14 protein-coding genes are annotated in these 15,168 nt (G+C 57.7%); 5 read left to right on the top strand and 9 right to left on the bottom strand.

Annotation, left to right across the window (positions count from 1 at the left end; all coding sequences use genetic code 11):
- Positions 1-553: 553 nt before the first annotated feature.
- The 7 genes from KGB18_RS21245 to KGB18_RS21215 all read right to left on the bottom strand — a co-directional run bounded on the left by KGB18_RS21245 (position 554) and on the right by KGB18_RS21215 (position 8,983).
- Positions 554-1,270, bottom strand: a complete 717-nt coding sequence (locus tag KGB18_RS21245) for an ABC transporter ATP-binding protein (protein WP_030128307.1) — start codon at positions 1,268-1,270, stop codon at positions 554-556.
- A complete protein-coding gene (locus tag KGB18_RS21240) occupies positions 1,267-2,142 on the bottom strand; it encodes an ABC transporter ATP-binding protein (protein ID WP_123721475.1) in 876 nt (291 codons plus the stop codon). Before KGB18_RS21240 ends, KGB18_RS21245 begins: the two co-directional genes overlap by 4 nt.
- Entirely contained in the window at positions 2,139-3,422 is a 1,284-nt protein-coding gene (gene livM, locus KGB18_RS21235) for a high-affinity branched-chain amino acid ABC transporter permease LivM (protein ID WP_123721476.1), read from the bottom strand. Before livM ends, KGB18_RS21240 begins: the two co-directional genes overlap by 4 nt.
- A gap of 3 nt (positions 3,423-3,425) precedes the next feature.
- Entirely contained in the window at positions 3,426-4,340 is a 915-nt protein-coding gene (locus KGB18_RS21230) for an ABC transporter permease subunit (RefSeq protein WP_008009775.1), read from the bottom strand.
- Between the two features lie 170 nt (positions 4,341-4,510).
- Complete coding sequence (locus KGB18_RS21225) at positions 4,511-5,644, bottom strand: ABC transporter substrate-binding protein (RefSeq protein WP_052965919.1); 1,134 nt, start codon at positions 5,642-5,644, stop codon at positions 4,511-4,513.
- 363 nt (positions 5,645-6,007) lie between these two features.
- Complete coding sequence (locus tag KGB18_RS21220) at positions 6,008-7,291, bottom strand: NAD(P)/FAD-dependent oxidoreductase (RefSeq protein WP_223570427.1); 1,284 nt, start codon at positions 7,289-7,291, stop codon at positions 6,008-6,010.
- A 201-nt stretch (positions 7,292-7,492) separates the two neighbouring features.
- Positions 7,493-8,983: an aldehyde dehydrogenase family protein gene (locus KGB18_RS21215; RefSeq protein WP_223570426.1), complete on the bottom strand. Its 1,491-nt coding sequence runs from the start codon at positions 8,981-8,983 to the stop codon at positions 7,493-7,495.
- Positions 8,984-9,167: 184 nt separating this feature from the next.
- On the opposite strand from KGB18_RS21215, the gene KGB18_RS21210 reads away from it, so the two are divergent.
- From KGB18_RS21210 to nadE, 3 genes are all read left to right on the top strand, one after another.
- A complete protein-coding gene (locus KGB18_RS21210) occupies positions 9,168-10,076 on the top strand; it encodes a LysR family transcriptional regulator (protein ID WP_201121418.1) in 909 nt (302 codons plus the stop codon).
- A 134-nt stretch (positions 10,077-10,210) separates the two neighbouring features.
- Positions 10,211-11,437: a nicotinate phosphoribosyltransferase gene (pncB, locus tag KGB18_RS21205; RefSeq protein WP_223570425.1), complete on the top strand. Its 1,227-nt coding sequence runs from the start codon at positions 10,211-10,213 to the stop codon at positions 11,435-11,437.
- A gap of 4 nt (positions 11,438-11,441) precedes the next feature.
- Positions 11,442-12,269 (top strand): ammonia-dependent NAD(+) synthetase, encoded by an 828-nt coding sequence (gene nadE, locus KGB18_RS21200; RefSeq protein WP_123721480.1) that lies wholly within the window; start codon positions 11,442-11,444, stop codon positions 12,267-12,269.
- A gap of 65 nt (positions 12,270-12,334) precedes the next feature.
- Here the strand turns inward: nadE and KGB18_RS21195 are convergent, their stop codons facing one another.
- Both KGB18_RS21195 and azu read right to left on the bottom strand, forming a co-directional pair.
- Positions 12,335-13,267, bottom strand: a complete 933-nt coding sequence (locus tag KGB18_RS21195) for a hypothetical protein (RefSeq protein WP_223570424.1) — start codon at positions 13,265-13,267, stop codon at positions 12,335-12,337.
- A 242-nt stretch (positions 13,268-13,509) separates the two neighbouring features.
- Positions 13,510-13,956: an azurin gene (gene azu, locus KGB18_RS21190; RefSeq protein ID WP_123721482.1), complete on the bottom strand. Its 447-nt coding sequence runs from the start codon at positions 13,954-13,956 to the stop codon at positions 13,510-13,512.
- Positions 13,957-14,300: 344 nt separating this feature from the next.
- Here azu and KGB18_RS21185 point away from each other — a divergent pair, with 344 nt between their 5' ends.
- Both KGB18_RS21185 and KGB18_RS21180 read left to right on the top strand, forming a co-directional pair.
- Positions 14,301-14,888: a TIGR00730 family Rossman fold protein gene (locus tag KGB18_RS21185; protein ID WP_123721483.1), complete on the top strand. Its 588-nt coding sequence runs from the start codon at positions 14,301-14,303 to the stop codon at positions 14,886-14,888.
- A 68-nt stretch (positions 14,889-14,956) separates the two neighbouring features.
- Positions 14,957-15,145 (top strand): hypothetical protein, encoded by a 189-nt coding sequence (locus KGB18_RS21180; protein WP_007902706.1) that lies wholly within the window; start codon positions 14,957-14,959, stop codon positions 15,143-15,145.
- Positions 15,146-15,168: the final 23 nt, after the last annotated feature.

Genomic DNA, 15,168 nt, shown 5'->3' with positions numbered 1-15,168 from the left:
GTGTAACCCCGGGCAATTTGCACGACCGGGCGGTCAAACCGACGGTGGCTCCAAGCCAGTAACTACGGCCCTCAGCCGACTCTTTCCAGAGTTTAACCACAGACTTATCCACAGGCTTGTGCACCTCGATTCGCACCGTGTTCGCCCCGAACAAAAAGGTTGACAAAGCCGGCTCGAGGTCCAGCAAAAACACCTGATCAAAAAACAACCATATCTCTACAAGCCACGGATTCAAAGGCTTGCAGCCAGCTACTCCCACGTTATTCACAGCCAGCTCCACAGCAAACGGGGACAAGTCAAAACCGTGATAAAACAGCAATTTGCAGCGGCTTTATGTCGCGCTTTGAGAGGTCGTGAATATTGTTTTCCACAATTTCCCTTTACCTCAAAGCACCATCCTGTGTAGGAGCTGCCGAAGGCTGCGATCTTTTCCACAGACACCTCAAAGCAAGATCAAAAGATCGCAGCCTTCGGCAGCTCCTACGGGGATTCTGCGGGCATAAAAAAACGCCCTGACGTTGAGTGCGTCAGGGCGTTATTTGGGCTCTTCAGTTTAGTGGCCGCCGAGATAGGCGTTGCGCACCTCATCATTCACCAGCAGCTCCTTGCCGGTGCCGCTGAGGCGGATCTCGCCGTTGACCATCACGTACGCCCGGTCCGACAGTTTGAGGGCGTGGTTGGCGTTCTGCTCCACCAGGAAGATGGTCATGCCGGTGCTGGCCAGCTCCCGCAGGGTCGCGAAGATCTGTTTCACCACAATCGGCGCCAGCCCCAGGCTCGGCTCGTCGAGCAGCAACAGCTTCGGCCGGCTCATGAGCGCCCGGGCGATCGCGAGCATTTGTTGCTCGCCGCCGGACATGGTCATGGCGCGTTGGGTGCGTCGCTCTTCGAGCCGTGGAAACAACTCGAACATGCGCTGCATGTCTTCCTTGGCGTACTTGTCACCGATTGGAATCGTACCCATCAACAGGTTTTCCTCGACGGTCATGTCAGGGAACACCCGCCGACCTTCCGGCGATTGAGCGATACCGTTGGACGCGATGTAGTGGGACGACTTGTGCGTGATATCCACACCCTGATAGATGATTTGCCCGTCAGCGGCCCGCGGCTGGCCGAAGATCGACATCAACAGGGTCGATTTGCCGGCCCCGTTGGAGCCGATCAGGCTGACGGTTTCGCCTTCATTGATGTGCAACGAAACTTTCTTCAGGGCCTGAATCGGCCCGTAGAACACGTCCAGATCCTTGAGTTCGAGGATGGGTGCACTCATACCACTTCCTCTTCTTCGGCGCCCAGGTAGGCGGCAATCACTTTCGGATCGTGTCGAATCGCTTCAGGCCCGCCCTCGGCGATGACAACGCCGTGGTCCAGCACCACGATGTGGTCGGAAATACTCATTACCATGCCCATGTCGTGTTCGATCAGCACCACGGTCAGATCGTGCTCGTCGCGCAGCAGCCGGATCATCGCGCTCAGCGCTTCGGTTTCCTGAGGGTTGAGGCCGGCGGCCGGTTCGTCGAGGCAGATGATCTGTGGCCGGGTGCACATGGCCCGGGCGATTTCCAGACGGCGTTGCTGACCGTAGGACAGTTCACCGGCCAGGCGGTTGGCGCAGTCCACCAGATCCACCACTTCCAGCCAGTAGAAGGCGTGGTCCAGCGCATCGCTTTCGGCTTTGCGGTAACTCTTGGTGTTGAGGATGCCCGAAAGCAGGTTGCGGTTGACCCACATGTGCTGGGCCACCAGCAGGTTTTCCAGCACCGACATTTCCTTGAACAGGCGAATGTTCTGGAAAGTACGCGCCAGACCGGCACGGTTGATCAGGTGCGTGCCACCAAACATTTTGTAGTGGAGCCGGCCGATGAAGCTTTTCGGCGAAACGAAATCGATTGCCTTGAACGGTTCCCCGAGCATTTTGATGACGTCGGTTTTCACACCACGGGCATTGAGTTCGATATGCCCGCCGGACGCTTTATAGAACCCGGTCAGGCAGTTGAACACCGTGGTCTTGCCCGCACCGTTGGGGCCGATCAACGCAAAAATCGAGTTGCGTTTGACTTGCAGGCTGACGTTACTAAGGGCTTTGATGCCGCCAAAGTGCATCATCAGATTTTCGACCGAGAGAACGATTTCTTCGCTCATGGCGCCACTCCTTTACGTGGGGTCACACCGGTGCGGCTGATCCTAATCAGGCCGCGCGGTCGCCAGATCATCATCAACACCATCAGGATGCCGAACAGCAGCACGCGATATTCAGCGAAGCCGCGCAGCAGTTCCGGGGCAACGGTCAGCACGAACGCCGCAATCACCACGCCGATGGTCGAACCCATGCCGCCGAGTACCACGATGGCGAGGATCAGTGCCGATTCGAAGAAGGTGAATGAGGTCGGGTTGACGAAACCCTGATAAGTGGCGAAGAACACACCGGCCAAACCGGCCGTCGATGCACCAATGGTGAACGCCGACAGCTTGACCAGTACGTGATTCAGACCCATGGAACGGCAGGCAATTTCGTCTTCACGCAAGGCTTCCCACGCGCGACCGACCGGCATGCGGGTCAGACGGTGCTTGACGTACAGCACGCCCAGTACCACCAGGAACAACACCGCGTATATGAAGTAGTACTTCACGTCCGGGTTATAGGCGATGCCAAAGAACTCATGGAACGGGACGCCCCCCTCCTTCGCTCTTTTGCCGAACTCGAGGCCGAAGAACGTCGGCAACGGAGCCGCCATACCGTTCGGGCCGCCAGTCAGGGACAGCCAGTTGTTGAGGATCAACCGGATGATTTCACCGAACCCCAGGGTCACGATCGCCAGGTAATCACCGTGCAGACGCAGCACCGGGAAACCCAGGATGCAACCGGCCAACCCGGCAGTGATTGCCGCCAGCGGCAGCACCGTCCAGAAACCCAGCCCCAGGTATTGATAACCGAGCGCCAGCCCATAGGCACCGATGGCGTAGAACGCCACGTAACCCAGGTCGAGCAGGCCGGCCAGGCCGACCACGATGTTCAGCCCCAGGCCCAGCAACACGTAGATCAGCCCGAGGATGACCACGCCCAGCAGGTAGGAGTTGGAGAAAAACGGGAACACCACAGCGATAACGATCATCACCGGGATGATCCAGCGCAAGCGGGATTTGTAATCAGGCGGCAGTACATGAACCCCGGAGCCGGTACTTTCAAAACCTTCAAGAATTCTCAGGCCCTTGGGGGTTTGCAGGAACAGGCTCAAGGCAAAGCGGCCGGCCATGACGATGGCGACAATCCATGCCACCCGGGTCGCTTCCAGGTTGAAGCCGTAGCCGTCGAGGACTACGCCGACAATCGGGCCGAACACAATCAGGGCCACCAGGCCGGCAAGAATCGCGTCAACCAGGCTTCTTTTGAGATCAATGGTTTTTTTAGTGGTTGAAGACATCGCTTACACCTTCGACACAAGAGGACGGCCGAGCAGGCCTTGAGGCCGAAAGACCAGAACGAGAACGAGCAGCGAGAAGCTGAAAACGTCTTTGTAGTCCGAGTTGACCAATCCTGAGAACAGCGACTCGGAGATCCCGAGAATGATCCCGCCGAGCATCGCCCCGGGCAGCGAGCCGATCCCACCAAGCACCGCGGCGGTGAACGCCTTGATGCCAATGATGAAGCCCGCGTAGAAGTCGAATGTGCCGTAGTTCATGGTGATCAGCACGCCGGCCAACGCCGCCATCGCGGCACCAATGATGAACACGTAGGAAATGACGCGATCGGTGTTGATCCCCAGGATCGAGGCCATCTTGCGGTCTTGCTGGGTGGCGCGGCACATACGGCCGAGCTTGGTGTACTTGATGACGTAGGTCAGCAGCCCCATCCCGACAAACGCTGCGACCAGAATGAAGATCTTGGTGTAGGTCAGCTGGACGAAGCCGGACCCGACTTCAACTCGCCATGCACCGGTCAGCAGTGTTGGTACGCCTTGTTGACGGGCGCCTTGGGCAATCTGTGCATAGTTTTGCAGGATCAGCGAAATACCGATGGCGCTGATCAGCGGTGCCAGTCGGGTGGAGTTGCGTAGCGGTTTGTAGGCGACGCGCTCGATGACCCAGCCATACACCGCCGTGACGATGATGGTGAAGACCAGTGTGCCAAGCATCAGCAGGGGGAAGGATTCAATACCGAAGTATGCCAGCAGAGCCAGACTGATTGCCGCGAGGTAAGCGGAAATCATGTAAACCTCGCCGTGGGCGAAGTTGATCATGCCGATGATGCCATAGACCATTGTGTAGCCGATGGCGATCAGGCCATAGACCGACCCGAGGGTCAGGCCGTTGACCAGTTGCTGCAGGAAAATACCATCCATAACGCAATCTCACGCATTTGAGAGACTGCACAAAAACCGGGTGCGCCAGACCGGGGTTCAGCCGCCGACGCAACACGGTTGTATGCAGCTCTACGAGAAAAGACAGGTACAGCACGGACATGTTCTTTGATTACCCGGCGCACAAGACGCCGGGCAATCAGCCAGTCATATCACTTCTGTTTTTCCAGCTGGTGGTATTTGCCATCCTTATCCCACTGGTAAACCACGTAGTCGGAGACTTTCAGGTCGCCCTTGGCGTCCCAGGTCTTCTCGCCCATCACGGTTTTGACCGGATTTTTCTTCAGCCACTCGGCGGCTTTCTCGCCATTGTTGGATTTGGAGCCATTGAAGGCTGCAGCCAGAGCCTGGACCGAAGCATAGGCGTACAGGGTGTAGCCTTCAGGCTCGGTGCCTTTCTTGCGGAACTCGTCCACTACAGTCTTGCTGTCTGGCAGCAGGCGTGGGTCGGCACCAAAGGTCATCAGCACGCCGTCAACGAATTGCGGACCGCCAGCGGTGGTCACCAGTTCGTCGGTTACGATACCGTCATCGGACATGAACTTGACGTCTTTGAGACCTTGCTCACGCAGTTGACGAACCAGAGGACCGGCTTCCGGGTGCAGGCCACCGAAGTAAACGACGTCGGCGCCAGCGCCGCGGATTTTGGTGACGATGGTGCTGAAATCTTTTTCGCCACGGGTCAGGCCTTCGTACAGGACCGGCGTCACGCCACGCTTGGCCAACTGAGCCTTGGTAGCATCCGCCAGACCTTGACCGTAGGTGTCCTTGTCGTGCAGAACCACGACTTTCTTGCCCTTGAGCACGTCGACGATGTAATCGCCGGCCACAATGCCTTGCTGGTCGTCACGCCCGCACATACGGAACATGGCACTCAGGCCGCGCTCGGTAACAGCCGGGTTGGTGGAACCTGGAGTGATCGCGATGATGCCTGCTTCGTCGTAGATCTCGGAGGCCGGGATGGTCGATGAGGAGCAGAAGTGACCGACTACGCCAGCGACTTTCTGGTTGGTCAGGTCCTTGGCGACCGTCACAGCCTGTTTCGGTTCGCAGGCGTCATCGCCTTTGACCAGTACGATTTTTTCCCCGTTGACACCGCCAGAGGCGTTGACTGCATCAGCCGCTGCCTGCGCACCCTTCATGTACTGCTCGCCAAATGCCGCGTTGGCGCCCGTCATTGGACCCGCTACGCCGATCTTGATGTCAGCCTGAGCAAACGCAGAAACACCCAACGCAGTTGCCACTGCGAGGGCCAGAAAGCCTTTCTTGTAAAACGTCTGGGACATGAGGTGGTGCTCCAAGGTTTTTTTTAGTTGGCACTGCGACTTCACTGAATGCTCAGAGCAAGGGCCGTGCCATCGGTTTTTTATTCTGGGAAAAGTCGCTGCCTTATTGTTTTTTCGACTGTTTCGGGCCCATTTTCATTGGGCGTGCAACCGTCTAAACCGCGGGAGGTGAAACCATTTATTTTTAAAGGCGCAACCCACGCGCGCCATCATTGCAACCGCAGCGCCAAACGATGTGCAACCAGCCTGTAACAGCTCGCGTCACCGAACTGCACACTGCTGGTGCGCAACTGCTACAACCCGCACCATTACAGGCTAGCCGCTTCGCTGAAAAGCGCCGCGTCCAGCAACATATTTCAACAATCAGATGACGATCCGCAGGCACTGGCCCGCGTGATACAACGAAAATCCGGCCTCATACAGGCAGCTTCTCAGCCCCACACCTGCCAATGGCTGCATGGGCGCGAAGGGAATCGGCAGGGCTTGAGGATCTCCATTACACAAATAATCGGCAAAGGCTTTGCCGACCACTGTACCGGTCGTCACGCCTCGACCGTTGTAGCCGGTGACGGCCACCAGACCCGGTGCCGGCTCGAACAGGCGCATCAAATGATCCGGGGTGAAGGCGATGCAACCGGTCCAGGTGCATTCCCACTCCACCGGTTTCAGGTACGGGAAGTAATGCTGCTGAACCCGGTCGGCCCAGGCTTTCAGGAACCAGGTCGGTTTCTGGTTGCCGTTGCCGAGACTGCCGAGCAACAGACGACCGTCCTTGTCCCGCCGAATACTACTGAGCACCTGCCGGGTGTCCCAAGAACCCTGGCCGCCGGGCAGAATCTGTTGCGCGGCGTCTTCGGTCAGCGGCACCGAGGCCACTTGATAGTAATAACCGGGGAAGAAATTGCGCCGCAGCTCCGTCCAGTCACCTTCGGTATAAGCGTTGGAGGCGATGACCACCTGCTCGGCCAGCACCGAGCCTTGGGCGGTTTGCACCGACCAGCGCTGGCTCTGACGTTCAAGTCGGGTCACCGGGGAATGATCGAACAGCTGACCGCCGAGGCTGATGGCCGCGTTGGCCAGCCCCGTGGTGTAGGCCATCGGGTTGAGTGTGCCGGCACGCCGATCAAGCAACGCGGCGGCGATTTTTTTGGTGCCCGTTGCTTGTTCGCAGGCTTGACCGGTCAACAGCTCAACCGGTGCGCCACGACGTTTCCATTGTTCTTCGCGACTGCGCAGATCCGCTTCACCACGCGCGTTGTGCGCCATGTGCAGCGTGCCTTCGCGGCGTAACTGGCAATCGATGTTGTATTTGTCGACCAGGCTGAACACCAGAGACGGCGCCGCACCCAGCATGCGGTTGAGTTGACTGCCAACCGACTCGCCGAAACCGGCTTCGATTTCATCCGGTGGAATCCACATCCCGGCGTTGACCAGCCCGACGTTACGCCCCGAACCGCCATGCCCGGCGCGATGCGCTTCCAGCACACAGACACTTTTACCCTGTTCCAGCAGATGCACCGCCGCCGACAGACCGGTGAAACCGGCACCGATGACGCAGACATCCACCCTGACTTCGCCCTGGAGCAACCCGTTGTCGGGCCTTTGCGGCGTCAGTTTTTCCCACAGACACTCTTCGCGTAACGGCATTGCCAGACTCCAACAGAAACCTAACCAACACACCATTCAATGTGGAAAATTCTATGTGGTGAGGGGGCTTGTCGGAACGCCGCATCGCCCCGTTCGGCTGCGAAGCAGTCGTAAAATGCCGGGGCCGCTTCGCGCCCCAACGGGGGCAAGCCCCCTCGCCACATAGCTCGCTCCCACAGGGGATCACTGCTTGGCTCAACCTCAGTCGAACGTAATCCCCTGAGCCAACGGCAATTCCAGCGAATAGTTCACGGTATTGGTCTGACGGCGCATGTACCCGCGCCATGCATCCGAACCGGATTCACGACCACCGCCCGTTTCCTTCTCGCCGCCAAACGCGCCGCCGATCTCTGCGCCGCTCGGGCCGATGTTGACGTTGGCGATGCCGCAATCGCTGCCCACAGCGGACATGAACTGCTCGGCTTCACGCACATCAGTGGTGAAGATGCACGACGACAGGCCTTGTGGCACGGCGTTGTTCAGGCGCAGCGCCTCTTCAAAATCGTTGTAACCGATCACGTACAGAATCGGTGCGAAGGTTTCGCTGCACACCACATCGCTCTGCTCCGGCATTTCGACGATGGCGGGCGAAACGTAGTAAGCGTTGGGGAATTTATCTTCCAGCTGACGCTTGCCGCCGAATACGCGGCCGCCTTCGCTCAAGGCCTGCTCCAGCGCGTCCTGCATGTTTTCGAAGCTGTGTTTGTCGATCAGCGGCCCGACCAGATTGCCTTCCAGCGGATGGCCGATGCGCACCTTGGAGTAAGCGGCTTTGAGGCGGGTGATGATTTCTTCCTTCACCGACTCATGGGCGATCAGGCGACGCAACGTGGTGCAACGCTGTCCGGCAGTGCCGACGGCGCTGAACAGAATCGCCCGTACGGCCATGTCCAGATCGGCGCTTGGGCCGAGGATCATCGCGTTGTTGCCGCCCAGCTCGAGAATGCTGCGGGCAAAACGTGCAGCGATTTTCGGCGCCACTTCGCGGCCCATGCGGGTGCTGCCGGTAGCGCTGACCAGCGCGACACGCGGGTCATCGACCAAGGCTTCGCCAGCATCGCGACCACCGATGATCACTTGGCTCAGGTGCGGTGGGGCGTCGCTGAAATTCTTCAAGACGCGGTCGAACAACGCTTGGCAGGCCAACGCGGTCAGCGGGGTTTTCTCCGACGGTTTCCAGATCACCGGGTTACCGCAGACCAGCGCCAGCGTTGCGTTCCAGGCCCAAACGGCGACCGGGAAGTTGAACGCACTGATCACGCCGACGACGCCCAGCGGGTGCCAGGTTTCGCGCATGTGGTGGCCAGGACGCTCGGAGGCGATGGTCAAACCGTACAGCTGACGGGACAGACCGACCGCGAAGTCGCAGATGTCGATCATTTCCTGAACTTCACCCAAACCTTCCTGAGTGATCTTGCCAGCTTCCCAGGACACCAGCTCACCGAGGTCGGCTTTGTACTCGCGCAGGATGTCGCCCAATTGGCGCACCAATTCGCCACGGCGCGGCGCCGGAACCTTGCGCCACAGTTCGAACGCATGATCTGCGCGACTGATGTGCTGCTCGACTTCAGCGGCGCCTTCCCAGTTCACGGCAGCGATACGGCAGCCATCGATAGGCGAATGCACCGGCACTTTGCCGTTCTGATACAGGGCCGGGTTCACACCAAGACGATCAAGCAATGCGGCAACCATGGGTCACTCCTCAAGCAAAAAACAGAAGACGTTCAGCCGGATTTATTCGACTGATCAGACCTGTAGTTTTAGCTCTCTGGAGGTTACCCAACAAACGACCTTTAAGAGAGATATCATTCCGTTTATTCATGCTGCGAATCTGCCGGTAAAAAAGAGCATAGAGAAACAAGAAAAAGGACCACCCATGCTGAATAAACGCTACTTGCCGTCGATCACCGCGTTGCAGTGCTTCGAGGCCGTGACCCGGCATTTGAGCTTCACCCGTGCCGCCGAAGAGCTGAACCTGACGCAGAGCGCCGTGAGCAAACAGGTCGCGCAACTCGAAGAATTGCTGCAACACCTGTTGTTCCGCCGGGTGCGTCGACGCCTGCAAATGACCCCCGCCGGCGATTTGTACCTGGTGGAGGTACGAAAAATCCTCACCCAAGTCGAAATGTCGACCCATTACCTGCGCTCCTACGGCGGTGATACCGAAGTCTTGCGCGTCTCGACGCCTCCGACCTTCGGTGCGCGCTGGCTGGTGCCGCGCTTGAAAGGCTGGCGCCTGCGACATCCGTCGATCCATCTGGACCTGTGCAGCGAGCAAGAAGCCGATGATCTGCTGCAAGGTCGCAGCGACCTGGCGTTCTACTTTGGCCAAGGCTCTCGGCCCGGCACCGAATGCCTGAAGCTGTTTGGCGAGGAACTGGTGCCGGTCTGCGCGCCGGGCAGCCTGCCGGACACACCGTTCACCGACCCCACGCAACTCACCGACCTGGTCCTGCTGCAAAATGCTTCCCGGCCTCAGGCCTGGCACGACTGGTTCGACAGCCAGGGCTACCACACCGAACACAGCTACCACGGCCCGCGTTTCGAAACCTTCTACATGTGCATTCGCGCCGCCCAGGTCGGCTGCGGCGTAGCGCTGCTGCCGAAGTTTCTGGTGGAGGAGGAATTGGCCGACGGCAAACTGGTCATTCCCTGGAAGCATGCGATGCCCAGCACCGACGCCTATTACCTGGCGTATCCGGAGCATTCGGCGGAAGTACCCAAGGTGCGGGATTTTGTGAAGTGGATGCTGGAGCAGATAGATAGTCCCACATCTAACGATTAACTCTGTGTAGGAGGCAATTCGCGCTGATACAAAAATCGCTGGCAATACCTGCCGCTGATATGCGCCACTAGCCCCATTCATTGAAACAGCTGCAACGTCGCTGCCACGGGCCGCGGCCAGCCTGGAGACCCCTTATGAGCGAGAGTGTGTTTGCCGATCGCATCGTGCAGAACCTGCTCGACACCGACTTCTACAAACTGACGATGATGCAGGCGGTGCTGCACAACTACCCTAATGTGGAAGTCGAATGGGAGTTTCGTTGCCGTAACAGTGAGGATTTGCGCCCGTACCTGGCGGAGATCCGTTTCCAGATCGAGCGCCTGGCCGAGTTGAGCCTGAGTGCCGATCAATTGAGTTTCCTGGAGCGCATCAGCTTTCTGAAACCGGATTTCCTGCGTTTTCTCGGGCTGTTCCGCTTCAACCTGCGCTATATCCACACCGGCATTGAAAACGGCGAGTTGTTCATCCGTCTGCGCGGGCCGTGGCTGCACGTGATTCTGTTCGAAGTGCCGCTACTGGCCATGGTCAGTGAAGTACGCAATCGCTATCGCTACCGGGAAATCGTTCTGGAGCAGGCCCGCGAACAGCTCTATCGCAAGTTCGACTGGCTGACCGCCAACGCCAGCGCGGACGAATTGTCCGAGTTGCAAGTAGCCGATTTCGGTACCCGCCGTCGCTTCTCGTACCGTGTACAAGAAGAAGTGGTGAACGTGCTCAAGCATGACTTCCCCGGTCGCTTCGTCGGTACCAGCAACGTGCACTTGTCCCGGGAGCTGGACATGAAGCCGCTGGGCACCATGGCCCACGAATGGATCATGGCCCACCAGCAACTCGGTCCGCGGCTGATCGACAGCCAGATTGCCGCCCTCGACTGTTGGGTCCGAGAATACCGGGGATTGCTGGGAATCGCCCTGACCGACTGCATCACCTCCGATGCCTTCCTCAACGATTTCGACCTGTTCTTTGCCAAGCTCTTCGACGGCTTGCGCCACGATTCCGGTGACCCGGTGCAGTGGGCGGAAAAAGCCATCGCCCACTATCACAAGCTTGGCATCGACCCGATGAGCAAGACCCTGGTGTTTTCCGACAGTCTGACGCTGCCCAAGTCTCTGGAGATTTTTCGGGCATTGCGCGGTCGGATCAATGTCAGCTTCGGCATCGGCACCAACCTGACGTGCGATATTCCGGGTGTCGAACCGATGAGCATCGTGCTTAAAATGACGGCCTGCAACGGCCAGCCAGTGGCCAAGATTTCTGATGAGCCTGGCAAGACTCACTGCAAAGACCCGAATTTCGTCGCCTATTTGCGACATGTTTTCCAAGTACCTGCCGCCATTTCCAGCCCATCTAGCAAGGAGTGAATTCATGCAAGCCGTACAGCGTGAGATTGCTGAACAGCTCAAGGTCCAACCGCCCTTCGCGGACCAACTCGCCCTCGAGGCTGAAGTTGCCCGGCGGATTACCTTCATTCAGGACTGCCTGGTCAATGCCGGGCTCAAGACGCTGGTGCTGGGCATCAGCGGCGGCGTCGACTCCCTGACCGCTGGCCTGCTGGCCCAGCGCGCCATGCGTGAACTGCGCGAGCGCACTGGTGATGCCAGATACAAGTTCATCGCCGTGCGCCTGCCTTATGGCGTCCAGTTCGACGAACATGATGCCCAGGCCTCAGTGGACTTCATTGCCCCCGATGAGCGCCACACCGTAAACATCGGCCCGGCGGTCAAATCCCTGGCCAGCGAAGTGGCGGCCTTCGAGGGTAAGGAGGCGGTGCAGAAGGATTTCGTGCTGGGCAACACCAAGGCGCGGATGCGCATGGTCGCGCAATACACCATCGCTGGCGCGGCTCACGGCCTGGTGATCGGTACCGATCACGCGGCAGAAGCAGTGATGGGCTTCTTCACCAAGTTCGGTGACGGCGCCTGCGACCTCGCACCGCTGAGCGGCCTGGTGAAAAATCAGGTCCGGGCGATTGCCCGTAGCTTCGGCGCGCCGGAGTCGCTGGTGGAAAAAATCCCGACCGCCGACCTCGAAGATCTGTCGCCGGGCAAACCGGACGAAGCGTCCCACGGCGTGACCTACGCCGAGATCGACGCCTTCCTGCACGGCGAACCGGTGCGTGAGGAAGCGTTCAAGATCATTTGTGATACGTATAAAAAGACCCATCACAAGCGTGTGATGCCGTTCGCGCCATAAGCGGGGCCATGAGCAACAAAAAGGCCCATTGAAGGTATTTCTCAGTGGGCCTTTTTCGCTATGACTCAGGAACCGGTGTGTCGGGCTTTCGACCCGACAACCCTAATGGCCCATGGCATCGAGACTCGACCTTGGTCAGATTTCGCTCTGAAGGTATGTACCTTTTCTGCCAAGCCTTCAATAGTTGCCGTGTAGACACCGTTCTGATCAGCCACGAATGGAACCAGGTCTCTCTCATAGTCAACGATAAACCCACTTTCACCGGGGGTTGCCGTGCCTACAAGCGTTAACTTTTTATCAGTCGTCGACTCGTGATTCCCGATGAGCTGGAAACTGGCTCCTATCACAAATTGGACAGTGAGTTCAGCCGGCTTATCGACCCGAATCCTCCAAGGTGCCGATACCTCACCGTCTTCCCCACGAACAGTGTACTCATGGTTGCCTACGCCCACTTTCTCAACGAGGGCGCTCCAATGATTGCTTCCATCGACGTTGAGTGTTTGAAGCAACACCCCGCTGCCCAGGAGATCAACTGTCTGGAAAGCCTCCCCCTGGCCGACAAAACTCAGGGAGCTATGCACTGTGCTTCCACCACTGTGGATGGGAACACCGTCAGGACCCGTTACCCACTGGATATGCGCAACTACGGGCACGTTTATAAAAATGAACCACACTTCTGATTCCTTTCCATCTGACGTTCGTACGCTGTACGCGTGTACACCCATTGCCTGACCCGGCAAGAAGGCACTGTAGTGACCACGGTTATCGACATTAACAGGAGGATGTACGGGAACGCCCTTATCGAGAATCTCCGCCGTTTGATTAGGTTCAGCAGAGCCTACAAAGCTTAAATCGCCATTTTTGCTGATACCGCCGTTTTCGATGAGCTCACCATCGCCATTTGTAATGGCCAGAATCCTGGTAGAACTCTCCTTAGTATTTTTACTCGGAGACTGAGCCAAAGAACTCAGCGGAGGTAATTGCACTTGTTCGGTCATATGAAAACTCCTTTTTCAGAATGGATGCGCAAAGTGATGTGAGCGCCATGCCATCTAACTCGCGATCAGAATCACGGTCTACTGTCAGAAATAACAGGTATCGCGAATTTCCGACCAATGGGCTGAACGAGCAGAGTGAGATTGCTAGCCCCACACCTCAGCACAAAATACCTATCCCAGACGCAAAAACGCCGCTGCGATAGCCTCGCAGCGGCGCTTTTTAGTATTGCTTAAGCGCTGTTTTACTTCAGAGTAACAGTGCCTTTCATCATCGAGATATGGCCCGGGAACGAGCAGAAGAAACCGTACTTTTCAGCAGCATTGAGCTTCGACACGTCGAAAGTCACCGAGTCTTTTTCCTTGGCGCCGATGAGTTTGGTGTGAGCGATGATGCGGGCATCACCTTCTTTCAGGTAGTCCTTGTCGATGCCGGCAGTCAAACCATCGGTAGCGATCGGCTGCATGTCGGCCTCTTTGCTCAGCACCCAGTTATGGCCCATGACGTTTTTCGGCAGGCTGCCGGAGTGAGTCAATTCAACGGTGAAGGTCTTGCAGCTTTTGTCGATTTCAATGGTCTTGGTGTTGAAGGACATCTGATCGGTGGAGTCGATGGTCGTCTTGCACTCGGCAGCCATCAATTGGCTGCTGGCCAGTGTCAGCAGGGATACCGCAACAAGTTTGGCAAACATGGTGAATCTCCAAGGCAGGGTTAACAAAAGTGCTAATGCACAGAAGACTGCCTGAAATCTTCGCAAGTTCCTATGACCTGAATCAAAAATTGTATACAACTTTCGGGCTATGACACTCATCGAAACAATCTACCGGCCAGACGTCTGGCACGGCCCTATCATCAGGACCGTCATCTCTCATCTGGAGCGCCTGTCATGTCTTTCAACAGTTTATTGAGCAGCTTGCTCGCCGCTTATGCCTGTGGCGCCAGCGGTACCTGTGAAACACCTGAACACGAGGTTTAACCCTTGGAACGAGGCAAGCCTGCCTTTACTCTGTGGCCCTGATGACCATGGAGTAAGGCATGTCTTTAGCGTCCGTTTGTGTATTTTGCGGTGCCAGCACTGGCACTGACCCGGCTTATCGTGAAGCGGCTGTCGCCCTGGGGCGAGCATTGGCCGAGCGCAAGCTGACTCTGGTCTATGGCGGCGGCGCCGTCGGGCTGATGGGGATCGTTGCCGATGCCGCGCTGGCGGCCGGCGGTGAAGTGATCGGGATCATCCCGCAGAGCCTCAAAGACAAGGAAATCGGACACAGCGGCCTGACTCGCCTGGAAGTGGTCGACGGCATGCATGCACGCAAGGCGCGAATGGCCGAGCTCAGCGATGCCTTCATTGCTCTGCCCGGCGGCTTGGGCACACTGGAAGAGCTGTTCGAAGTCTGGACCTGGGGTCAGCTCGGCTATCACGGGAAACCGCTGGGTTTGCTGGAAGTAAACGGTTTCTACAGCAAGTTGACGTCTTTTCTTGATCATATCGTCGGCGAAGGCTTCGTTCGCGAAGCGCACCGTGACATGCTGCAAATGAGCGAATCGCCGCAAACCCTGCTCGATGCACTGGACGCCTGGCAACCCTCGGTACCGCCAAAATGGACCGAGCAAAAACCCAGCTAACGGCTCGGCATCGATACAGGGCAGAATATGCGCCGCTCAACCTCACCTTCGACCCCAGAGGATCGCCCATGGCTAAACCTAATTATTCCTTCGCCAAACGTCAGAGAGACTTGGCCAAGGAGCAGAAGAAAGAGGAAAAGCTTCAGCGCAAGAAAGCTACAGCTGAAGAAGAAGCAGCAGCACTGAACCCGGATACCGAAGGCGAAGTGGCTACAGACGAAACTGAAGCACCGAAAGATCAGGCGCCCGACGCCTGAGACCCTCAGGGCCCGATGATCTG

The organism is Pseudomonas sp. BF-R-26 (assembly GCF_019947395.1).
GTDB classification, from domain to species: Bacteria; Pseudomonadota; Gammaproteobacteria; order Pseudomonadales; family Pseudomonadaceae; genus Aquipseudomonas; species Aquipseudomonas farris.
The sequence above is the reverse complement of the archived record's forward strand: the minus strand, read 5'-3'. Positions and strand labels throughout refer to the sequence as shown.